The organism is Streptomyces geranii, from assembly GCF_002954775.1.
Classification (GTDB): Bacteria; Actinomycetota; Actinomycetes; order Streptomycetales; family Streptomycetaceae; genus Streptomyces; species Streptomyces geranii.
Genome location: NZ_PJME01000045.1, coordinates 59088 through 80004 on the forward strand (window position 1 = coordinate 59088; position 20917 = coordinate 80004).

A 20917-nucleotide genomic window follows, 5' to 3' on the forward strand; every position below is an offset into this window, starting at 1 on the left:
CAGTCAGGCCCTGCGAACACAGATCGGACCGGCCCCGAAAGACCGGTCCGATTCTGTCGACCACATGCCCCGAAGGGACCAGATCGCCCGAACTTGTCACTCAAACGAGTGAGGTGACTAACGGAGAGTATTGGGGGGTGTGGGGGGGGCTACGCCCCCCACTAGGGGCGCGGGGAACTGCGCGACCAGCCACAACGGCGCAGCAGCCGAAAACCCCGCAGCGAACCTAGCTCCTCAACACAGCCCCAGTCCGCTCCCCCGCGAGAGCAACAGCCGCATCCCGAGCAGCAGAAGCCTCATCAACGGTCAACGTCCGATCAGCGGCCCGGAAGCGGAGCGCGTACGCGAGAGACTTCCGCCCCTCCCCCAACTGCTCACCGCTCTCGTACACATCGAACAACCGAAGCGACTCCAGCAGCACCCCCGCCCCCTCACGCAACGCCGCCTCGACCGCCGCATGCGGCACCTCACGCGCGACGACCAGAGCGACATCCTGCGTGGCGACCGGGAACGTAGAGATCTTCGGCCCCTTGGGCACCCCGGAACTCGCCGCCTCCAGCTTGTCCAGGTTCAGCTCCATCGCCGAGGTACGTGCGGGCAGCCCGAGCGCCTTCAGCACTCGCGGGTGCAGCTCACCGGCGTACCCGATGACCTTCTCGGCGCCGTCGATCACGACGACCAGCGACGCGCAGCGGCCGGGGTGCCAGGGCCCGTACTGTCCCGCGCGGACGACGAGTTCGGTGCCCGCCTCCGCCGCCAGGCTCCGGGCGGCCTGGATCGCGTCGGCCCAGTCGGCCGGACGGCCCTTGCCCCACCAGCCGGCCTGCTCGCGGGCGCCCGCGAGGACGACGGCGGCGTGCCGGGGCTGGACGGGGAGTGCGGCCGTCAACGACGCGATCTCCTCGTCCGTGGGGCGGCGATCGACCGGGAGACGCCCGGCGACGAGCAGCTCGTCCTGCGGGTGGAAGACCAACCCCGTCTCGAACAGGGCCAGATCATGACTGCCCCGCCCATCGTTACGGCGCAGCGCACCGAGCAAGCCCGGCAGCAGCGTCGTACGGAGTGCGGGCTCCTCGTCCGACAGCGGGTTGGCCAGCTTGACGACCTTGCGCTTCGGGTCGTCGGCGGCCAGGCCCAGCTGGTCGAAGACGTGCTCGCCGATGAACGGGTAGTTCAGCGCCTCGACGTAACCCGCCCCGGCCAGTGCGCGGCCGACACGGCGGTGCAGTCGCTGCCGGTCGGTCAGGCCGCGGCCCGCCGGGGGCTTGGGCAGGGTGGAGGGCACGTTCTCGTAGCCCTCCAGGCGGATGACCTCTTCGGCGAGGTCGTTCGGGTCCGTCATGTCCGGGCGCCAGGACGGGACGGTGACGATCAGCTCGTCCTGCCCGTACACGTCGCAGCCGACCTCCTGGAGGCGGCGTACGACGGTCTCGCGGCCGTACACGACACCCGCGACCCGGTCGGGGTGGTCCGCCGGGATGGAGATCGTGCGCGGCGCGGACGGCGCGACGACCTCGGTGACGCCCGCGTCGGCGGTGCCGCCGGCGAGGAGGACCAGGAGGTCGACCGTGCGCTGGGCGGCAGCCGCGGCAGCCTGCGGGTCGACCCCGCGCTCGAAGCGCTTGGACGCCTCGGAGGCCAGCTTGTGACGGCGGGCCGTACGCGCGATGGTGATCGCGTCGAAGTGGGCGGCCTCGATGACGACCTCGGTGGTGGTGCCCTCGGTGTCGTCGATCTCGGTGTTGGCGCCGCCCATGACACCCGCGAGGCCGATGGCACCCCGGTCGTCGGTGATGAGCAGGTCCTCGGGGTCCAGCGTGCGCGTGACGCCGTCGAGGGTGGTGAGCTTCTCGCCCGGCTCGGCCCGGCGCACGCCGATCGCACCCTGGACGCGGGAGCGGTCGTACGCGTGCAGGGGCTGGCCCAGCTCAAGCATCACGTAGTTGGTGATGTCGACGGCGAGCGAGATCGGGCGCATGCCCGCCTTCTGCAGACGCCGCTTGAGCCAGATCGGGGACTGCGCGTCCGGGTCGAGCCCGGTCACCGTGCGGGCGGTGAAGCGGTCGCAGGCGAACGGGTCGGAGACCTCGACCGGGTAGCCGTACGCGTTCGGCGCCGGTACGTCGAGGAGGGCCGGGTCGCGCAGCGGGAGGCCGTAGGCGATGGCCGTCTCGCGGGCGATGCCGCGCAGGGACAGGGCGTACCCCCGGTCCGGGGTCACGGCGATGTCGAGAACCTCGTCGACGAGCTGGAGCAGCTCGATCGCATCCGTACCGACCTCGTGCTCCGGCGTCAGGACGATGATGCCGCCGCTGCCGTCGTCGCCCATGCCCAGCTCGTCGCCGGAGCAGATCATGCCGTGGGAGGTGTGGCCGTACGTCTTGCGCGCGGCGATCGCGAAGTCGCCGGGCAGGACGGCGCCCGGGAGGACCACGACGACCTTGTCGCCGACGGCGAAGTTGCGCGCGCCGCAGACGATCTCCTGGGGCTCACCGGTGCCGTTGGCGGTGCCGACGTCGACCGTGCAGAAGCGGATCGGCTTCTTGAAGCCCTCCAGCTCCTCGATCGTGAGCACCTGGCCGACGACCAGCGGGCCCTTGAGGCCGGCGCCGACCTGCTCGACGGTCTCGACCTCAAGGCCGACCGTGATCAGCTTCTCCTGGACGTCCCGGCCGGTCTGAGTCGCCGGCAGGTCGACGTACTCCCGCAGCCAAGAAAGCGGGACCCGCATCAGATCTCCATCCCGAACGGCCGGGTGAACCGGACGTCGCCCTCGACCATGTCTCGCATGTCCTCGACGTTGTGGCGGAACATCAGCATCCGCTCGATGCCGAACCCGAAGGCGAATCCGCTGTACTTCTCGGGGTCGACACCGCACGCGACGAGTACGCGCGGGTTGACCATGCCGCAGCCGCCCAGCTCGATCCAGCCCTCGCTGGAGCAGGTCCGGCAGGGGCGGTCGGGGTTGCCGACGGAGGTGCCCTTGCAGACGTAGCAGAGCATGTCCATCTCGGCGGACGGCTCGGTGAAGGGGAAGTAGTTGGGCCGCAGCCGCGTCTTCATGTCCGAGCCGAAGAGCGACTGGACCATGTGGTCCATGGTGCCCTTGAGGTCGGCCATGGTCAGGCCCTCGTCGATGGCGAGCAGCTCGATCTGGTGGAAGACCGGGGTGTGCGTGGCGTCCAGCTCGTCGGTCCGGTACACGCGGCCGGGACAGACGATGTAGACGGGCGGCTCGCGGTCGAGCATGGAGCGCGCCTGCACGGGCGAGGTGTGCGTGCGGAGGACCACCCCGGACTCGTCGCCCGTCGTCCCCTTCGGACCCTCGACGAAGAAGGTGTCCTGCATCTGCCGGGCCGGGTGGTCCGGGGTGAAGTTGAGGGCGTCGAAGTTGAACCACTCCGCCTCGACCTCGGGGCCCTCGGCGACCTCGTATCCCATGGAGACGAAGACGTCCGCGACGCGCTCCATGAACGTGGTCAGCGGGTGGCGGGCGCCTGCCTGCACGCGGTCGTACGGCAGGGTGACGTCCACCGCCTCCTCGACCAGCACGCGGGCGTCCCGGTCGGCCTCCAGCTCGGTCTGGCGGGCGGCGAGCGCCTTGCTGGTGGCGCCCCGGGCCTGGCCGACGAGCTTGCCCGCGGCGGCCTTGGCCTGCGGGGGCAGCGCGCCGATCTCGCGGTTGGCGAGGGCCAGCGGCGAGGTGCCGCCGGTGTGGGCGACCTTGGCCTCCTGGAGGGCGTCGAGCGAGTCCGCGGCGGCGAAGGCGGCGAGCGCCTCGTCCCGCATGCGCTCGATCTCTTCCGGTTTCAAGGCCTCGACCTCTACAGGGTCGTACGACTTATTCGGTGCCGACATCTCTTCCCGTGCTTCCGGTTGGCTGGCGGATGGTCCCCGTCGTTCACGGCTCGGAGACGAATCGTCCACAGAGAGGGACGCAAAGGTGCCAAAGGCCGAGTCTAACGGGGGTGAGGTGTGCGAACGCGCCCGTGGGCCCTCGTCGGCGTTACTGCGCCACTACAGCAGATACGCCGGGGTGCTCACGGGCAACATAAATCGGAACTCGGCGCCGCCGCCGGGGGCCCGGCCGACGGTGATGGAGCCGCCGTGGGCTTCGACGATGCCCTTGACGATGTACAGCCCGAGGCCGGTGCCGCCGCGCTTGCTGCCCCGCCAGAAGCGGGTGAAGACGCGGTTCATGGACTCCTCCGGGATGCCGGGCCCCTCGTCGCTCACCGTGACCGACGTGGCCGTGTTCTGGTCGGCGTCCCCCTCACGCGGGGACAGCGCGGCCGTGACCTCGATGGTGACGGTTCCCTCGCCGTGGCGCACGGCATTTTCCAGCAGGTTGCTGAGCACCTGGTCGACCTTGTCGGGGTCCGCCCACAGCGCGGGCAGGGGCTGCTCTATCCGGAGCAGGAACCGGTCGGCGGGCTGCCCGGCAGCCACGTACGCCTGGATGTGCCTGCCCACGGCGGCGCCCATGTCGACGGGCTGGCGGCGCAGTTCGAGCCGGCCGGAGTCGATGCGGGAGATGTCGAGCAGCTCGGCGATGAGCCGGGTGACGCGGTTGGCGTCGGCGTCGACGGTCTCCAGCATGAGTTTCTTCTGGTCGTCGGTGAAGCGTTCCCACTTCGCGAGCAGGGTCGCGGTGAAGCCCTTGACGGAGGTCAGCGGCGAGCGCAGTTCGTGCGCGACGGTGGCGATCAGCTCGGCGTGACTGCGCTCGGTGCGGCGGCGGGCCTCGGTGTCGCGGAGAGAGACGACGACGCGGCGGATCGGTCCGGTGGGACGCGTACGGAGATAGCGCGCCGAGACGAGTACCTCGCGCCCGCCGGGCAGCAGCAGGTTCCGCTCGGGCTGGCCGTTGCGGATCGCGAGCCCGCCGTAGGGGTCGGTCAGCTGCCACCAGCGGCGGCCTTCGAGGTCCTCTAACGGAAGGGCTCGGTCGAGCCGGAGGCCAAGGGCGTCGGCGGCTCGGACGGCGGTGATGCGGGCGGCGGCGGCGTTGAAGCAGATCACCCGGCCGTGCTCGTCGGCGACGACCAGACCGTCGGGCAGGTCGTCGGGGTCGATGCCCAGCTCGGCTCCGAAACCCGCTCCGGCTCCGAATCCCGCTCCGGTTCCGGGTCCCGGCCCGGCGGGATCACCGTGCCGGGAGGCGGGCTCACTCCGCAATTCCCGTGCCCCCAGTGTTCCGCTCGTGCCGACAGTCATCCCCGATACCCCACCTCTCGGACAGGCGCAGTGGGCCCCCGAGCCCGTCACCCTACTAGCTCTCGGTGACGGAGCGGCACCCTCCGGAGGCGCGCTGTGCACGGGCGGACGCGTAGAGACATACGGCGGCGGCGGTCGCCAGGTTCAGGCTTTCCGCCTTTCCGTGAATGGGAACCCGAACGACGGCGTCGGCGAGCGCCCGCGTCTCCTCCGGGAGCCCCCAGGCCTCGTTGCCGAACACCCAGGCGGTGGGCCCGCCCATGGTCCCCTTGTCCAGTTCGTCGTCGAGGTCGTCGGCGCCCACGCCGTCGGCGGCGAGAATCCGTACGCCGACGCCCTTGAGCCCGGCCACGGCCTCCTCGACGGGCACCCCGACGGCCACCGGCAGATGGAACAGGGAGCCCACGGACGCCCGTACGGCCTTCGGGTTGTAGAGGTCCACCGAAGCGTCGGTGAGTACGACGGCCTCGGCACCGGCGGCGTCCGCGCAGCGCAGGACGGTGCCGGCGTTGCCGGGGTCACGGACGTTCGCGAGGACGGCGACCAGCCTGGGCCGGGCCTTGAGGATGTCCTCGAACGGGGTGTCGATGAACCGGCAGACCCCGACGAGGCCCTGCGGGGTGACGGTGGTGGAGATGTCGGCGATGACGTCGTCGTCCGCGAGGTGCAGGCGGGCGCCGCTGTTCTCGGCCTCCCCGAGGATGTCGGCGTACCGCTCGGCGGCGTCGACGGTCGCGAACAGCTCGACGAGCGTGCCGTTCCCGTACCCGGCCGCCTCCCGCACGGCCTGCGGCCCCTCCGCGAGGAACAGCCGGTCCTTGCCCCGGAAGTTCCGCCGGGCGAGGCGGCGGGCGGCGGCGACGCGGGCGGAGCGGGGGGAGATCAACTCGGGGGCGGGGGGCATGTGCGGCACCTTTCGAGGGGGCGGTTCGTTGTCGGGTGCGGGCCCGGTGGGGGCTGGTCGCGCAGTTCCCCGCGCCCCTGAAAGGCGGGGGCTACGCCCCTCGCCTTTCAGTCCGCAGCGCCGGGGCTTTGCTTTTAGGGGCGCGAGGAACTGCGCGAGAAGCCCACCGGACCCGCACCCGACAACGCACCCCAAAAACCCCCGGGCCCGCAGGCGGCGATCGCCTACGGACCCGGGGTCACCTCACACGCTGCTCAAGGCAAGCGCCAGCGTCACGCGGCCTTCGGCGCGTTGACGTCCGCCGGCAGAGCCTTCTGCGCGACCTCGACGAGCGCGGCGAACGCACCCGCGTCGTTGACGGCCAGCTCGGCCAGGATCTTGCGGTCGACCTCGATGTTGGCCGCGTTCAGACCCTGGATGAAGCGGTTGTACGTGATGCCGTTGGCGCGGGCAGCGGCGTTGATGCGCTGGATCCAGAGCCGACGGAAGTCGCCCTTGCGCTTCTTGCGGTCGTTGTAGTTGTAGACCAGCGAGTGGGTGACCTGCTCCTTGGCCTTGCGGTACAGGCGCGAACGCTGACCGCGGTAGCCGGAGGCGGCTTCGAGGATCGCCCGGCGCTTCTTGTGGGCGTTGACTGCCCGCTTGACGCGTGCCACTTTTTAACTCCTTGTAGCGGGGCCGTGGTTGTCGTCACACGGCCCGGGTTCGATGGGGTCCCGGTCTTCAGACGTACTTACGGCGCTCACGCGCCGGTACGTCACTTGCCGAGAAGCTTCTTGATCTTCGCGGCGTCGCCCGGGGCCATCTCCGCGGTGCCGGTGAGGCGACGCGTCACGCGGGACGACTTGTGCTCGAGCAGGTGGCGCTTGCCGGCACGCTCACGGAGCACCTTGCCGGAGCCGGTGATCTTGAAGCGCTTGCTGGCACCGCTGTGCGACTTGTTCTTCGGCATAGCGCCGTTCTCTCCTCGTCAGTGGCGTTCCGGTGCCCGGTCGTGAAACCGGGCACGGTGGAACGTCATTCGTATGGGTTGGCATCCCAGGGCGTGAGCCCGGGGATCAGACCTCGGCGGATGCCGGGGCCGGAGCCTCGGCGGTCTCCTCGGCAATGTCCACGTCGTCGGCGTCGGCGTCGGCGTCGGCCACGTCATCGACGAGGTCCCCGTCGACTCCGTCGCTCTCCGCGGCGTTCTGCGACTTGCCCGGGTTGGCCTTCGCTTCCGCCTTGCGAGCCGCCTGGGCCTCACGGGCCTCGGCCATCGCCTCGGTCTTCTTCTTGTGCGGACCGAGAACCATGATCATGTTTCGGCCGTCCTGCTTCGGGTTCGACTCGATGAACCCGAGGTCCTCGACGTCCGAGGCGAGCCGCTGCAGCAGTCGGTAGCCCAGCTCGGGCCGGGACTGCTCGCGACCACGGAACATGATCGTGATCTTGACCTTGTCGCCCTGCTTGAGGAACCGTACGACGTGACCCTTTTTGGTGTCGTAGTCGTGCGGGTCGATCTTCGGCCGGAGCTTCATTTCCTTGATGACCGTGTGCGCCTGGTTCTTGCGCGCCTCACGGGCCTTCATGGCCGACTCGTACTTGAACTTCCCGTAGTCCATGAGCTTGCAGACCGGCGGGCGAGCGCTCGCCGCCACCTCGACCAGGTCGAGGTCGTACTCCTGCGCAAGCTCCAGGGCCTTGGCAAGCGGAACAATCCCGACCTGCTCGCCGCTGGGACCGACAAGTCGCACTTCGGGAACGCGAATCCGGTCGTTGATGCGGGGCTCGGTGCTGATGGATCCTCCTCGGTAGCACCACACGGCGGTCTGGCGGACAGCCGCGTATGTCTCTGATGACGTTGGGACCAACCACCGGAGCACATGAAAAATGCCCCGACGGGACACAGGCGGGGCTCCAAAGGAATACCGGAGCACCGCCGCGGTCAACCGCGGGGCGCACATCGGGCGACTCCATCGTCCGTACGGAACGATGGTGGCCGCCTGACCGGGTGACCCGCCGTCCGTGAGGACAGCCGGGTGGGAGATCGGAGCCTCCACTTGTGGGCCGGGCACGTGAATGTCCAGCCGGTCGTTACAAAAGGTTAGCACCAAGTAGGGGCAGGTGCTAACCGGCAGGTACCGGGCGCCCGCACGGAGGCGTCCGGGGCCAGGGGCCTATCGTGTGGGCCATGAGTGAGACCCCTCCCCAGAGTGCCGAGAGTACCGAGAGTGCCGTGCGTCAAGAGAACGCCGACTTCGACGCCATGACCCGCGACATCGCCGAGGTCCCGGCGGTCGAGGTGATCGTCACGGTCGCCGTGAACCTGATGAGCGCCGCCGCCGTGAAGCTCGGGCTGACCGACGAGGGCAACAAGTACAAGGACCTGGACGAGGCCCGCAAGCTCGTGCACGCCCTCGCCGGTCTGCTCGACGCGTCCACCACGGAGATCAGCTCCTTCCACGCGGCCCCGCTGCGCGACGGCCTGAAGTCGCTCCAGCTGGCGTTCCGCGAGGCGTCCCTGGTCCCGGACGAGCCGGGCCAGGGCCCCGGCGAGAAGTACACGGGCCCGATCTACGGCTAGGAACGTGTGTAAAGGGGCTCGCCAGGAGGCACGGCACCGGCCGGCAGCAGTGCCAGGTCGAGGCCGCGCACCAGCCGGGCCCTGAGCGTCTCGTCGGCGGCGAGGCGACCGGCGACCGCGCGGGCGGCGTCGGCCGGGGGTGTGCCCGGGTCCAGTACGAGGGCGAGGGTGCCGTCGGCCTGCCCCGGCCCCAGGTGGGCGCGGAGCACGCCGGGCTCGGCGGCCACGACGGCCCGTACGGCGTCGACCACGGCGGGATCGGCGAGCGGATCGGCGGTCGTACGCCCCTCGGCGACCGCTCGCAGCGCCGGCCCGGTCAGCTCGTACGGCACCGGACCGGCCAGGTCGAGCACGATCGTGTCCGCCTTCTCGTGCACGGCGGCCTGGATGGCCTGGTGCAGGGGTACGGCGACGGGTCGGGCGGCCGGGTCCCAGCGGGCGAGCGACTCGGTGGACGTGAAGGCGGGCAGCGCGGTCCGGTCGCCGGCCTTGAGGGTCGGTACGGCCATGTCGCTGGTCTTCTCGTGGCGCAGCCCGTTCGCGTCCACCTCGACCTCGCCGAGCACGGCGACGACGGGGACGAGCAGCCGGGCGCCCTTGAGCGCCGCGAGCACCGGTCCGACGGCGGTACGGTCCTCGGCCCAGGCGGCCAGCGCGGCGCTCAGCCGGGGGTCGGCGGTGCCGTCGTCGTCGGGGAAACCGGAGTCGGGAATGTTCTTGTTCGCCACGGTGACCGACCCTATCGGGGGATCGCTCCCGCCCTTCCGCCGCCCCGGAAACCCAGTGTTCACAGGACTCACGAGATTCTCAGTCAGAGCTGACGCACATCTAACATTCGCCTAATCCACCGCACAGTCAGGGCCGCCAGCATCGCGGCATGGCCTCTGAGAGAGCTCCCCGACGCCGGTCGCTCATCAATGTCGTCCTCGCCGCCGCGGTCGTCATGGGCGGTACGGGGGCGGGTACCGCGTATGTGAAGGCGCAGGCGCACGCGGGCCGCGTATCGTCGGCGTCGCCGGCCGCTTCGTCTTCCTCCCCCTCCGCGTCGGCGTCGAGTTCGGCTTCGGCTTCGGCTTCGGTGAGCGAGGAGGCGTCGGTGGAACCCCAGGCGGAGCCCACGGTGGATCCGGACACGCTGCTGTCCCAGGCGCTGAAGCCGGTGACGGCGGCGGCCGAGGACGGGGCGAAGGTGTCCGTGGCCGTGCTGGACGTCGAGTCCGGCGACAGCGCGACGTACGGGAACGGCGCCTTCGACACCGCGAGCATCGTCAAGGTGGACATCCTGGCAACGCTGCTGCTCCAGGCCCAGGACGAGGACCGGCGCCTCACCGCGCAGGAGAAGCAGTACGCCACGTCGATGATCGAGGTCAGCGACAACACCGCGGCGTCGGCGCTGTGGACGGCGATCGGGAAGGCGTCGGGGCTGGCCGCCGCGAACAAGCGCTTCGGGCTGACGGACACCGAGGGCGGCACGGGCATGCTGTGGGGCCTGACCCAGACCACGGCGGCCGATCAACTCACCCTGCTCCGGCAGGTGTTCGCGACGGACGGGGCGGCGTCACAGCTGAGCGAGGCGTCCCGGACGTATCTCCAGGGCCTGATGGGGTCCATATCCGTGGACCAGGACTGGGGCGTGTCGGCCGCGGCCACGACGGCCACGGCCACGAGTACGGGTACGGGTACGGCGGGAGCCCGATTCGCCCTGAAGAACGGGTGGTTGCCGCGTACGGCGACCGGGCTGTGGGACATCAACAGCATCGGGCGGGTGACTGGGGCGGACGGCCGGGAGTACCTGGTCGCGGTGGTGTCGAACGGCAACACGACGCAGGCGAAGGGGATTTCGCTGGTGGAGTCGGCGGCGCGGGCGGCGGTGTCGGTGTTCGAGGACACGAGCACGAGCACGAACAGCACGAGCGCGAGCAGCACAAGTACGAGCACGAGTACGAGTACGAGTACGGGTGTTGATCAGAAGTCGTCGTCGTAGGAGTCGAAGGCGGGTGGGACGACCGTCCGGCGGCGACCGCGCCACAGCGGGACGGCCGCGAGCAGGAGTACGACGCCGAGCCCGCCGGCGACCGGGCCGGCCCAGCCGACGCTGTCGTCCTTCTCGGGGACCGCGTCCGGACCCGTACCGAAGTACTTCTTGCCGTACGCCGCCGAGGCCAGTTCTTCCGGCTTGAGCTTGGCCGCCGCCTTGATGGCCGCCGCGGGGTCGATGAAGCCGTAGCCCCTGGAGTCGTCCCGGCCGCCGTCCGGCGAGTTGCGGGCGGTGACCTCCAGGAGCTTCTTGATCTGCGCCGGGGTCAGTCCGGGGTGGGCGGCCTTGATGAGGGCGACGGCGCCGGAGACGAACGCGGCGGCGGCGCTGGTGCCCCAGCCCTCGTAGTAGCGCTCGTCGGGGGCGGCGATGACGACATCGACGCCGGGGGCGCTGACCGTGGCGTACCAGCGGCGGGTGGAGAAGGAGGCGCGGGTGCCGTACTTGTCGACGGCGGTCGCGGCGATGACGCCGGGGTAGGCGGCCGGGTAGGAGATGTGGTCGCCCTTCTCGCCGCCGTTGCCGGCCGAGGCGACGACGACGGCGCCCTTCTCCAGGGCGTACTGCACGGCCTCGTCCTCGGCGGGTTCGGGGTGCGCGGACTTGGAGTCGTCGCCGAGGGAGAGGTTGATGACGTCGGCGCCCTGGTCGGCGGCCCAGCGGATGCCTTCGGCGAGGGCGTTGCCGCGGGTGTTGCGGGCCTTGCCGCGGGCCGAGTCGCCGTCTTCGAGGATGACGCGGACGGGGAGGATCTTCGCCTCGGGGGCGATACCCATGACGCCGTCGTCGTTGTCGTAGCCATGGCCGTGACCGGCGATGATGCCGGCCATGGCGGTGCCGTGCTTGGCCCAGGCCGCGTCGCCCCTGCCGGCCCCGAAGCCGACCATGTCCTTGCCTTCGAGGACGTTGCCGACGAGGTCGGGGTGGTCGGCCTCGACGCCGGTGTCGAGCACGGCGACGGTGATGCCCTTGCCCTTGGTCGTGCGCCAGGCCTCCTGGGCGTGCATGGCGTCCAGGGCCCACTGCTGGGCGCGGATGCCGTCGGCGTACGCGGTGGTGGCGGGCAGGAGGGAGAGCGAGCCGGCGAGGAGGAGGACGAGGAGACCGCTGCGGGCGGTGCGGGTACGGGTACGGGTCATGACGGCTGCTTCGCTGCCGAGCCGACGGTCTTGCGCAGGGCCCGTTCGACGCGGTCGGCCAGGCCCTTCGCCTCGTGGCCGAGGCCCGCCTGGGCGGGGGCGGTGGTCGCGCCGGCGACCATGGCGGCCTCGGCGGGCTGCGGGGAGTCGACCTTCCGGCCGTCGGCCCAGCCGGAGACGGCGTAGGCGACGACGGGGGCGTCGGTGAGGACGGAGATGGTCCAGGAGGCGCGCTGGGCGTCGGTGAAGCCGGCGGCGAGGGTGTTCTTGGCGGCGTAGGGCCGGGGCATGAGGTCGGCGCGCTGGTCGAGGTTCTCGTTGTCGAAGCGGGTGCTCAGGGCGCGCATCGCGGTGGGGTCGGCCTTGGTGAAGAGGAGGCCGACGGTGGTGACGTAGCTCTGGGTCTCGTCGGTGTAGGTGGCCCGCAGGAGCCGCTGGCAGCCGACGGGAGCAAGAGCCTTTTGGAGCAGCGGGTCGAAAGCGCCGGCGCAACCGGCGTCCGGGGCGACGGCGATCCGGGTCCAGGTCCGGTCGGCACCGCCGGGCCCGGCGCCGTCGCCGTCGACGGTGGGCGGGAACAGCTCGTCCACGGGCACGCTGTGCCAGAGCCCGGCGGCGGTGGTGAAGGCGGTACGCGCACCGGCGTCCCCCGAGTTGTCCCCGGTCAGCCAACTCCCGGTGAGCGCACCCCCGATGAGCCCGAGCCCGACGACGGCACAAGCGGCGGCGAGCAGCACGCGCCCGCCGAAGCCACGGGGCCGGACGGCAGCCCCGTACACATCGGGCTGCGCGAGCGACACGACAGGCCGCCCGCCGGCCCCGACGGCGCTGGCATCACCGTAAGGGGCGTTCCAGGAGAGCGCGGGGTCGGGCATGCCGGGGGAGTTCGGGGGGCGCGGGGGGTCGGTGGGAGCTGGGGGGACCTGGGTGGCCGGGCGTGACTCGGCGGTGCCTGGGCGGCTGTTGGACGCCTGGGCCGGGTCGGCCACGGGGGCGTTCGGGAGGTAGGAACGGCCTGCGGGGGCGGAGGGTCCGCTCGCGGGGGCCGGGTCGGCGACGCCCGGACGGGTGGCTGACGCCTGGGAGGCGCTGGACGCGGACGGGTCGGAGGGGTACGAGGGGGCTGAAGGGGTGCGCGTCGAGGGCACCTCGGTGGTACCTGGGCGGCCGTTCGACACCTGGGAGGAACGGGGCACAGACGGGTTCGAGGGGTACGACCGACCCGCCGAGGGCGTACTCGCCGGAGGCATCTCGGCAGCGCCCGGGCGACCGTTCGACGCCTGGGGCGACTCAGGCACCGGCGTGCTCGGGAGATACGGACGACCGGCCGGGGCCGAGGGGCTGCCCGGCGGCGGTGGCTCGGCAGCACCCTGACGGCTACTCGGCGTCTGAGGCGGGCCGGATACGAACGCATCCGAGGGGTACGACCGACCCGCCGAGGGCGTGCTCGCCGGAGGCATCTCGGTAGCGCCCGGGCGACCGTTCGACGCCTGGGAGGGGCGGGGCACAGACGGGTTCGAGGGGTACGACCGACCCGCCGAGGGCGTACTCGCCGGAGGCATCTCGGCAGCGCCCGGGCGACCGTTCGACGCCTGGGGCGACTCAGGCACCGGCGTGTTCGAGAGATACGGGCGACCGGCCGGGGCCGAGGGGGCGCCCGGCGGCGGTGGCTCGGTGGTGGCCGAGCGGTTGGCGGACGGCGCGGGCTGGTCCGAGAGGTATGGACGGCCGGCCGGGGTCGAAGGCCCGCTCGTCGAGGGGGTCTCGGTGGTGCTCTGGCGGCTGCCCGGCGCCTGGGGCTGGTCCGCCGTGAGGTACGGGCGGCCGGTCGGGGGCGAGGGCGGACGTGGCGGGTCTGCCGGTGCCGGTGACTCGGGTACGGGTGCGCCCGGGAGGTACGGGCGGCCTGCCGGGGTCGGTGGTGCGTTCGGCGGGCGGGGCGGGTCCGTGGGCGCCGGGGGCGTGTCGGCGGTGCTCGGTGTCCGGGGGTGGTGGTTGGTTCCGGACGGGGCCGAGGGGTATCTGCGGTCGGCCCGGGCGAAGGGCGCGCTCGGGGCTGTCCGGGGTGCTCCGGTGGGGGGCGCCCAATGGGCGGCGGGGGGCGTTTCGCCGGTGCGGTGTTGGTCGGTCGGCCGGGGCGGCGGGGCCTTGCGCAGGCGGCGGGTCGTCTCCGACTCGGGCTCGGGCTCGGTGAAGGCGGTCGGGCGCCAGGGGGCCACGGGCGGCTGGTGGGCCGGGAGCGGCGGCAGGTCGGGGCGGGGGCGGGGTGCCGCCGGGGGGCGGCCTGCCTGCGGTGCGTCCGGGAACCTGGCCGAGGAGGGCGGCGGCGGGGTTATGGGGTCGGTGCCGTCGTGGGAGGGGGCGCGCAGGTGCGGGAAGCGGGGCGGGGGCGTGTCTTTGGGGGCGTCCGGTGTGCCGGTGGGTTTCGTGCCGGGGGTGGTCGAACGCGGCGTCGACATTCCGGGAGCAGTTGCACGAGGTGTCGTCGTACCGAAACCCGTGGCGGGCGTGCGCGTGCCGCTGTCGCCGCCCGGGCGGGTGCCCGACGTGGGCGACGGCACGCGGGGGGTGCCCGACGGGCCGTTCGCGCGCCCCGGCGCACTCGGCGCGTCACCCGTCATGCCGGGCCGGTCGCCGATACTGCCGCTGCCGTTCCTGCCTGCGTGCGGCGTACGTGACGCATCACCGTCGCCGCCCGACCAATCACCTGCGTTCCCCACACCGTTCCTACCGACACCCGGCACACTCTGCTCATCGTCGGCCGTGCCGGACCGGTCGCCCGCTGTCTCCCTGCCGTCCCCACCGTGCACGCCGTTCCTGTCGGCTCCCGCCGTCCCAGGCCGGTCACCCGTGTTGACCGTGTTCCCCGTACCGTTCCCGTTCCTTCCGCCACCCGGCGCATCTCCCGTCGCCCCGCCGGTCTCGTCCGTCCCGGTCGGGTCGCCCGTGGGCGGCGGAGTCGACGGGCGGGGAGGGATGGAGGCGTGGCGCGCTTCCGTGCTCATGCCACCCCCCGTTTCCTCGTACCGACGGCAGGGCCGGCGGAGTCCGTGCGGCGCGGGACGCGGCCGTCCCGGGCACGCATACCCACGCGGGCGTGCTGCCATCCGGGCGCGTACCTCCGCGCGCGCGGTGGCTCCTCCCTGCGTGAAGCGTCACTCTACGGGTTGACACCCACCGAACGGGAACCAGTCCGCGGCGCCGTGGCTTCTGCCCGGATCGTCCCCCTACCCTGCGGTAATCGTGTCTGCCAGGCTTCCGTCATGACCGCTCGCGCCGCTGACCGGGCCCGATACGACCGGGCCACCGCCCACCTCGACGCCCCGCTCGCGATCGTCGACCTGGAGGCCTTCGACGCCAACGCCGACGACCTCGTACGGCGGGCCGCGGGCAAGCCGATCCGCGTCGCCAGCAAGTCCGTACGCTGCCGGGCCCTCCTCGAACGCGTGCTGGCCCGGGAGGGCTTCGCGGGCGTCATGTCGTTCACCCTCCGTGAGTCCCTGTGGCTCGCCCGGTCCGGGTTCGAGGACGTCCTGCTCGCCTATCCGTCCGCCGACCGCGAGGCCTTCGCCGAGCTGACCTCCGACCCGAAACTCGCCGCCGCCGTCACCGTGATGGTCGACGACCCGGCCCAACTCCGGTTCATCGACGACGCCCGGGGCGGTGGACGCGAAGTCGTGCGCGTCTGCCTGGAGTTGGACACCTCGCTCCAGCTCCTCGGCGGCCGGGTGCGCGTCGGGGCCCGGCGGTCGCCGCTCCGCTCCCCCGCCCAACTCGCCGATCTGGCCCAGACGGTGGCCCGGCGGCCCGGTTTCCGGCTCGTGGGGATCATGGCGTACGAGGGGCACATCGCCGGCGTCGGCGACGCGATCCCCGGGCGGCCGGTGCGGTCGCGGGCGATCCGGCTGATGCAGGCCACCGCCCGGCGGGAACTCGTCGAGCGGCGCGCTGCCGTCGTGCGCGCGGTGCGGGCCGTCGTGCCGGATCTGGAGTTCGTCAACGGCGGCGGTACGGGCAGCGTGCGGACGACCGCCGTCGAGGACGCGGTCACCGAGATCGGCGCCGGGTCCGGGCTCTACGTACCGCGCCTCTTCGACAACTACACGTCGTTCAGGGGGCGTCCGGCCGCGCTGTTCGCGCTGCCCGTCGTACGGCGGCCGGGTGTCGGGGTCGTCACGGTGCTGGGCGGCGGCTATCCGGCCTCGGGTGCGGCTGGGGCGGACCGGCTGCCGGTGCCGTATCTGCCGGAGGGGCTGCGGTACGACGCCCAGGAGGGCCCGGGTGAGGTGCAGACGCCGTTGCTCGGGGCGCCGGCCGACGATCTGCTCGTCGGCGACAAGGTGTGGTTCCGGCACGCGAAGGCCGGTGAGCTGTGCGAGCGCTTCGAGGCGCTGCGGCTGGTCGCGGGCGACAAGGTGACGGCGACCGTACCGACGTACCGGGGCGAGGGGCACACCTTCCTGTAGGGCGCCGAAGGATTCCTGTAGGTCGCCGGAGGACGTGGGCCGGTGCCGGGTACGGGGGCTCTGCGCTCAACTCCCGCACCCGGCACGACTGTTGCCCAACTCGACTCCGCTACTGGGGCGTTACGTACGCGCCCGCGATGCCGCCGTCCACCAGGAAGTCGGTGGCGTTGACGAAGGACGAGTCGTCGCTGGCCAGGAAGGCGACGGCGGCGGCGATCTCGTCGGCCTCGGCGAAGCGGCCGACCGGGATGTGGACGAGCCTGCGGGCGGCGCGCTCGGGGTCCTTGGCGAACAGCTCCTGGAGAAGGGGGGTGTTGACCGGGCCCGGGCAGAGGGCGTTGACGCGGATGCCCTCGCGGGCGAACTGCACGCCCAGTTCACGGGACATGGCGAGGACGCCGCCCTTGGAGGCCGTGTACGAGATCTGCGAGGTCGCCGCGCCCATCCTCGCCACGAACGAAGCCGTGTTGATGATCGAGCCCTTGCCCTGGCGCCGCATGTAGGGGATCGCGGCCTTGCAGCACAGGAAGACGGAGGTGAGGTTGACCTCCTGGACGCGCTTCCACGCCTCCAGCCCGGTGTCCAGGATGGAGTCGTCGTCGGGCGGCGAGATACCGGCGTTGTTGAACGCGATGTCGACGCTGCCGAAGGTGTCGTACGCCGTCTTGAAGAGCGCCTCGACCTGCTCGGCGTCGGTGACGTCGACCTTGACGAAGGTCCCGCCCACCTCGTCGGCGGCGGCCTTGCCGCGCGTCTCGTCGACGTCACCGAGGACGACGTTCGCGCCCTCGGAGGCGAGCCTGCGCGCGGTGGCGAGGCCGATGCCGCTGCCGGCACCGGTGATGACGGCGGTACGGCCGACGAGGCGGCGGCAGACGGAGGCTTCGGTCGATTCGGTCACTGTGCGGGGCCTTCCGGGCTCGTGTCGCTGACGGTACTGACGGTGCTGATGAAGACGTTCTTGGTCTCGGTGAAGGCGGTGAGGGCGTCCGGGCCCAGCTCGCGGCCGATCCCGGACTGCTTGAAGCCGCCGAAGGGGGTCCAATAGCGCACGCTGGAGTGCGAGTTGACGGACAGGTTGCCTGCCCGGACGGCCTGCGAGACGCGCAGGGCGCGGCCGACGTCCCGGGTCCAGATGGAGCCGGAGAGGCCGTAGTCGGTGCCGTTGGCCAGCCGGATCGCGTCCGCCTCGTCCTCGAAGGGGAGGACGACGGCGACCGGGCCGAAGACCTCCTCGACGGCCACGCGCGCGTGCGGGTCGACGCCGGTGAGGACGGTCGGCGGGAACCAGAAGCCCGGGCCCGCCGGAGCCTCGCCCCGGATGCCGGCCAGGTCGTCGGTGACGTACCCGCGTACGCGGTCCAGTTGGGCCCTGGAGATCAGCGGGCCCATCTCGGTCTTCTCGTCCGCCGGGTCGCCGACGAGGACGGATTCGACGGCGGGGGTGAGGAGTTCGAGGAAGCGGTCGTACACGGAGCGCTGGACGAGGATGCGGGTGCGGGCGCAGCAGTCCTGGCCGGAGTTGTCCAGGAAGGACATGGGTGTCGCCGCTGCGGCGGCCTCGATGTCCGAGTCGGCGAAGACGATGTTGGGGCTCTTGCCGCCGAGTTCGAGGGTGACGCGCTTGAGGAGTTCGGACCCCTTCGCCAGCACCTGCTTGCCCACGCCGGTCGACCCGGTGAAGACGATCTTCGCGACGCCCGGGTGCTCGACGAGCGCGTTGCCGGTGACGGGACCGTGCCCGGGCAGCACCTGGAACAGCCCCTCGGGAAGGCCTGCCTCCAGGGCGAGTTCGGCGAGCCGGAGGGCGGTCAGGGGGGTCGTCTCGGCGGGCTTGAGGATGACCGCGTTGCCGGCGGCCAGCGCGGGCGCGGTGCCCCAAGCGGCAATGGGCATGGGGAAGTTCCAGGGCGCGATGACGCCGACGACACCGAGCGGTTCGAGGATGGTGATGTCGAGGCCACCGGCGACCGGGATCTGACGCCCCGTCAGCCGCTCGACACCCCCCGCCGCGTAGTCGAGCAGATCGCGGACGTTACCGGCCTCCCAGCGGGCGTTGCCGATGACGTGCCCGGCCTCCCGCACCTCCAACTGGGCCAGTTCTTCGAGGCGTTCGTCGACGGTCGCGGCGAAGCGGCGCAGGAGCCGGGCGCGGTCGGCGGGCGCGAGGGCGGCCCAGCGGGCCTGGGCGTGCGTGGCCCGTACGACGGCCGCGTCGACGTCCTCGCGGGTGGCGGCGGGGACGGTGGCGACGACGTCCTCGGTGGCGGGATTGAGAACGCGCAGCTCATGCCCGTACTCATGATCGTGCTCGTACGACAAGGAAGAACCTCTCACAGGCGGGTGGAGCACAGACGGGTGGATCACAGGCGTTCGAAGGAGCGGCGAAGCTCCCAGTCGGTCACCGCGGCGTCGAAGGCGTCGAGTTCGACGCGGGCCATGTTGCGGTAGTGGGCGACCACCTCGTCACCGAAGGCGGCCTTGGCGATGGGGCTGTTCTCCCACAGCTCGGCGGCCTCGCGCAGGGTGGTGGGAACGTGGGCGTACTCGCCGGCGTAGGCGTTTCCGGTGCACGCCTCGGGGAGTTCGAGCTTCTGCTCGATGCCGTACAGCCCGGCGGCGACCAGTCCGGCGACGGCGAGGTACGGGTTGACGTCACCGCCGGGGAGCCGGTTCTCGAACCGCATGGACCGGCCGTGGCCGACGATCCGGAGGGCGCAGGTGCGGTTGTCGTAGCCCCAGGCGACTGCGGTCGGGGCGAACGACCCCGGCTGGAATCTCTTGTACGAGTTGATGTTGGGCGCGTAGAGGAGCGAGAAGTCGCGCAGGGCGGCGAGCTGCCCGGCGAGGAAGTACCGCATGACCTCGGACATGCCACCGGGATCAGCGGCCGTACCGGCCATGACGTTGGCCCCGTCCGAGTCGGCCAGCGAGAGGTGGATATGACAGGAGTTGCCCTCACGCTCGTTGTACTTGGCCATGAAGGTGAGGGAGTAGCCCTCCTGGCTGGCGATCTCCTTGGCGCCGGTCTTGTAGACGGCGTGCTGGTCGCAGGTGACGAGGGCGTCGTCGTACTTGAAGGCGATCTCGTGCTGGCCCGGGTTGCACTCGCCCTTGGCGGACTCGACGATCAGCCCCGCGCCCGTCATCTCGTTGCGGATGCGGCGCAGCAGGGGCTCGATGCGGCCGGTGCCGAGGACGGAGTAGTCGATGTTGTACTGGTTGGCCGGGGTCAGCCCGCGATAGTTCGCGTCCCAGGCCTGCTCATAGGTGTCCTTGAAGACGATGAACTCCAGCTCGGTGCCGACCTTGGCGGTGAAGCCGTGTTCGGCGAGCCGGTCGAGCTGGCGGCGGAGGATCTGGCGGGGGGCGGCGACGACCGGGGAGCCGTCGTTCCAGGCGAGGTCGGCGACGAGGAAGGCGGTGCCGGTGTTCCAGGGCAGCCGCCGGAGCGTGGAGAGATCCGGGTGCATGGCGAAGTCGCCGTAGCCACGCTCCCAGGAGGACATCTCATACCCGTCGACGGTGTTCATCTCGGTGTCGACGGCGAGGAGGTAGTTGCAGCCTTCGGTGCCGTGTTCCAGGACGTCGTCGAGGAAGAAGCGGGCGGCGAACCGCTTGCCCTGGAGGCGCCCTTGCATGTCGGGGAAGGCCAGGACGACAGTGTCGATCTCACCACTGGCGACGAGGGCGTGCAGCTCCTCGACGCCGAGCGGGGGTGTGCGGTCTGCCACGGGAAAGCTCCTTCGGCTTCTGCGCGTTTTTTCAGCCGGGCCGGAAGCCATAAGGTATTGCGGAGAACCATTGCTTGGGAAGGGGGCACGGCCAGATGTCGCTGGACACCGAGGGCGGCTTGGAGGACCGGTTGACGCCGGTACTGCGGCCGGTGCGGGCGGGCAACGGCTTCGAGGAGGCGCTGGAACAGATTCTGCAGGTGGTACGGCTGGGCCTGGTACCCGGGGGCGAGCGGCTGCCGGCCGAGCGGGAACTCGCGGAACGGCTCGGGATCAGCCGGGTGACGCTGCGCGAGGTGCTGAAGGTGCTCCAGGACCAGGGGCTGGTGGAATCGCGGCGCGGCCGGTACGGCGGAACGTTCGTCCTGCCGCGCGGCGAGGCGGGCGCGGGCGGCGAGGACGAGCTACGGCGGCGGATCAGCGCGGTGGACATCGAGGACGTACTGCGGTTCCGGGAGGTGCTGGAGGTGGGGGCGACGGGCCTGTGCGCGCAGCACGGCCTGTCGGAGGAACAGGCGGACCGGTTGAGGGAGGCACTGGCGCGCACGCAGGACGCCCCGCTGGCGGACTACCGCCGCCTGGACACCCTCCTCCACCTGACCTTGGCCGAGCTGTGCGGCTCCCCGACGCTGACGTCGCAGTACGCGGCGGTACGGGCGACGGTGAACGACCTGCTGGACTGCATCCCGCTGCTGGTACGCAACCTGGAGCACTCCCAGCGGCAGCACGCGGCACTGGTGGACGCGGTCCTGGACGGGGACGCGGACGGGGCGCGGGAGATGATGCGGGAGCACTGTTCGGGGACGGCGGCGTTGTTGCGGGGGTTCTTGGCCTAGGGGTGGCTGCGTTGTTG

At 71.5% G+C, this 20917-nt stretch carries 18 protein-coding genes; 5 read left to right on the top strand and 13 right to left on the bottom strand.

All coding sequences use genetic code 11. The features are described from left to right. Positions 1–226: 226 nt before the first annotated feature. From pheT to infC, 7 genes are all read right to left on the bottom strand, one after another. The gene (gene pheT, locus CW359_RS34960) at positions 227–2731 is read right to left on the bottom strand and encodes a phenylalanine--tRNA ligase subunit beta (protein WP_105974238.1); all 2505 of its coding nucleotides are present in this window, start codon (positions 2729–2731) and stop codon (positions 227–229) included. Further along, positions 2731–3858: a phenylalanine--tRNA ligase subunit alpha gene (gene pheS, locus CW359_RS34965; protein ID WP_105974239.1), complete on the bottom strand. Its 1128-nt coding sequence runs from the start codon at positions 3856–3858 to the stop codon at positions 2731–2733. Before pheS ends, pheT begins: the two co-directional genes overlap by 1 nt. A gap of 159 nt (positions 3859–4017) precedes the next feature. Next, positions 4018–5217: a sensor histidine kinase gene (locus tag CW359_RS34970; RefSeq protein WP_105974240.1), complete on the bottom strand. Its 1200-nt coding sequence runs from the start codon at positions 5215–5217 to the stop codon at positions 4018–4020. A gap of 55 nt (positions 5218–5272) precedes the next feature. After that, complete coding sequence (locus CW359_RS34975) at positions 5273–6121, bottom strand: TrmH family RNA methyltransferase (protein WP_105974241.1); 849 nt, start codon at positions 6119–6121, stop codon at positions 5273–5275. A 272-nt stretch (positions 6122–6393) separates the two neighbouring features. Further along, complete coding sequence (gene rplT / locus CW359_RS34980; protein ID WP_105974242.1) at positions 6394–6777, bottom strand: 50S ribosomal protein L20; 384 nt, start codon at positions 6775–6777, stop codon at positions 6394–6396. Positions 6778–6878: 101 nt separating this feature from the next. Then, positions 6879–7073: a 50S ribosomal protein L35 gene (gene rpmI / locus CW359_RS34985; RefSeq protein WP_006374321.1), complete on the bottom strand. Its 195-nt coding sequence runs from the start codon at positions 7071–7073 to the stop codon at positions 6879–6881. Between the two features lie 106 nt (positions 7074–7179). Further along, positions 7180–7926, bottom strand: a complete 747-nt coding sequence (infC, locus tag CW359_RS34990; protein WP_105974243.1) for a translation initiation factor IF-3 — start codon at positions 7924–7926, stop codon at positions 7180–7182. Positions 7927–8294: 368 nt separating this feature from the next. On the opposite strand from infC, the gene CW359_RS35000 reads away from it, so the two are divergent. Further along, on the top strand, positions 8295–8687 hold the full coding sequence (locus tag CW359_RS35000; protein WP_105974244.1) for a DUF1844 domain-containing protein: 393 nt from the start codon (positions 8295–8297) through the stop codon (positions 8685–8687). On the opposite strand, the gene CW359_RS35005 is transcribed toward CW359_RS35000, so the two are convergent. Continuing rightward, positions 8684–9415, bottom strand: coding sequence for an SseB family protein (locus tag CW359_RS35005; protein ID WP_105974245.1), 732 nt, complete (start codon positions 9413–9415; stop codon positions 8684–8686). The genes CW359_RS35000 and CW359_RS35005 overlap by 4 nt on opposite strands. A 149-nt stretch (positions 9416–9564) precedes the next feature. Here CW359_RS35005 and CW359_RS35010 point away from each other — a divergent pair, with 149 nt between their 5' ends. Further along, positions 9565–10671, top strand: a complete 1107-nt coding sequence (locus tag CW359_RS35010; RefSeq protein ID WP_105974246.1) for a serine hydrolase — start codon at positions 9565–9567, stop codon at positions 10669–10671. Here CW359_RS35010 and mycP read toward each other — a convergent pair. Continuing rightward, positions 10653–11864: a type VII secretion-associated serine protease mycosin gene (gene mycP / locus CW359_RS35015; RefSeq protein ID WP_105974247.1), complete on the bottom strand. Its 1212-nt coding sequence runs from the start codon at positions 11862–11864 to the stop codon at positions 10653–10655. The genes CW359_RS35010 and mycP overlap by 19 nt on opposite strands. Next, on the bottom strand, positions 11861–12739 hold the full coding sequence (locus CW359_RS35020) for a hypothetical protein (protein WP_232838739.1): 879 nt from the start codon (positions 12737–12739) through the stop codon (positions 11861–11863). Before CW359_RS35020 ends, mycP begins: the two co-directional genes overlap by 4 nt. A gap of 193 nt (positions 12740–12932) precedes the next feature. On the opposite strand from CW359_RS35020, the gene CW359_RS35025 reads away from it, so the two are divergent. Both CW359_RS35025 and CW359_RS35030 read left to right on the top strand, forming a co-directional pair. After that, complete coding sequence (locus CW359_RS35025) at positions 12933–13238, top strand: hypothetical protein (RefSeq protein ID WP_105974248.1); 306 nt, start codon at positions 12933–12935, stop codon at positions 13236–13238. A 1889-nt stretch (positions 13239–15127) separates the two neighbouring features. Then, positions 15128–16330, top strand: a complete 1203-nt coding sequence (locus tag CW359_RS35030) for an amino acid deaminase/aldolase (RefSeq protein ID WP_105974249.1) — start codon at positions 15128–15130, stop codon at positions 16328–16330. Positions 16331–16439: 109 nt separating this feature from the next. On the opposite strand, the gene CW359_RS35035 is transcribed toward CW359_RS35030, so the two are convergent. From CW359_RS35035 to CW359_RS35045, 3 genes are read right to left on the bottom strand one after another with little or no spacing between them, the layout of a single operon-like run. After that, a complete protein-coding gene (locus CW359_RS35035) occupies positions 16440–17231 on the bottom strand; it encodes a 3-oxoacyl-ACP reductase (RefSeq protein ID WP_105974250.1) in 792 nt (263 codons plus the stop codon). Then, positions 17228–18652, bottom strand: coding sequence for an aldehyde dehydrogenase family protein (locus tag CW359_RS35040; protein ID WP_105974251.1), 1425 nt, complete (start codon positions 18650–18652; stop codon positions 17228–17230). The genes CW359_RS35035 and CW359_RS35040 overlap by 4 nt, the downstream gene beginning before the upstream one ends. A 41-nt stretch (positions 18653–18693) precedes the next feature. Continuing rightward, entirely contained in the window at positions 18694–20064 is a 1371-nt protein-coding gene (locus CW359_RS35045; protein ID WP_105974252.1) for a glutamine synthetase family protein, read from the bottom strand. Positions 20065–20159: 95 nt separating this feature from the next. On the opposite strand from CW359_RS35045, the gene CW359_RS35050 reads away from it, so the two are divergent. After that, the gene (locus CW359_RS35050) at positions 20160–20900 is read left to right on the top strand and encodes a FadR/GntR family transcriptional regulator (protein ID WP_105974253.1); all 741 of its coding nucleotides are present in this window, start codon (positions 20160–20162) and stop codon (positions 20898–20900) included. Positions 20901–20917 lie beyond the last annotated feature (17 nt).

Excerpts from the sequence above, each read along its gene's own strand:
- pheT (WP_105974238.1), bottom strand. The coding sequence starts at position 2,731 with ATGCGGGTCCCGCTTTCTTGGCTGCGGGAGTACGTCGACCTGCCGGCG.
- pheS (WP_105974239.1), bottom strand. The coding sequence starts at position 3,858 with ATGTCGGCACCGAATAAGTCGTACGACCCTGTAGAGGTCGAGGCCTTG.
- CW359_RS34970 (WP_105974240.1), bottom strand. The coding sequence starts at position 5,217 with ATGACTGTCGGCACGAGCGGAACACTGGGGGCACGGGAATTGCGGAGT.
- CW359_RS34975 (WP_105974241.1), bottom strand. The coding sequence starts at position 6,121 with ATGCCCCCCGCCCCCGAGTTGATCTCCCCCCGCTCCGCCCGCGTCGCC.
- rpmI (WP_006374321.1), bottom strand. The coding sequence starts at position 7,073 with ATGCCGAAGAACAAGTCGCACAGCGGTGCCAGCAAGCGCTTCAAGATC.
- CW359_RS35000 (WP_105974244.1), top strand. The coding sequence starts at position 8,295 with ATGAGTGAGACCCCTCCCCAGAGTGCCGAGAGTACCGAGAGTGCCGTG.
- CW359_RS35010 (WP_105974246.1), top strand. The coding sequence starts at position 9,565 with ATGGCCTCTGAGAGAGCTCCCCGACGCCGGTCGCTCATCAATGTCGTC.
- mycP (WP_105974247.1), bottom strand. The coding sequence starts at position 11,864 with ATGACCCGTACCCGTACCCGCACCGCCCGCAGCGGTCTCCTCGTCCTC.
- CW359_RS35020 (WP_232838739.1), bottom strand. The coding sequence starts at position 12,739 with ATGCCCGACCCCGCGCTCTCCTGGAACGCCCCTTACGGTGATGCCAGC.
- CW359_RS35030 (WP_105974249.1), top strand. The coding sequence starts at position 15,128 with ATGACCGCTCGCGCCGCTGACCGGGCCCGATACGACCGGGCCACCGCC.
- CW359_RS35050 (WP_105974253.1), top strand. The coding sequence starts at position 20,160 with ATGTCGCTGGACACCGAGGGCGGCTTGGAGGACCGGTTGACGCCGGTA.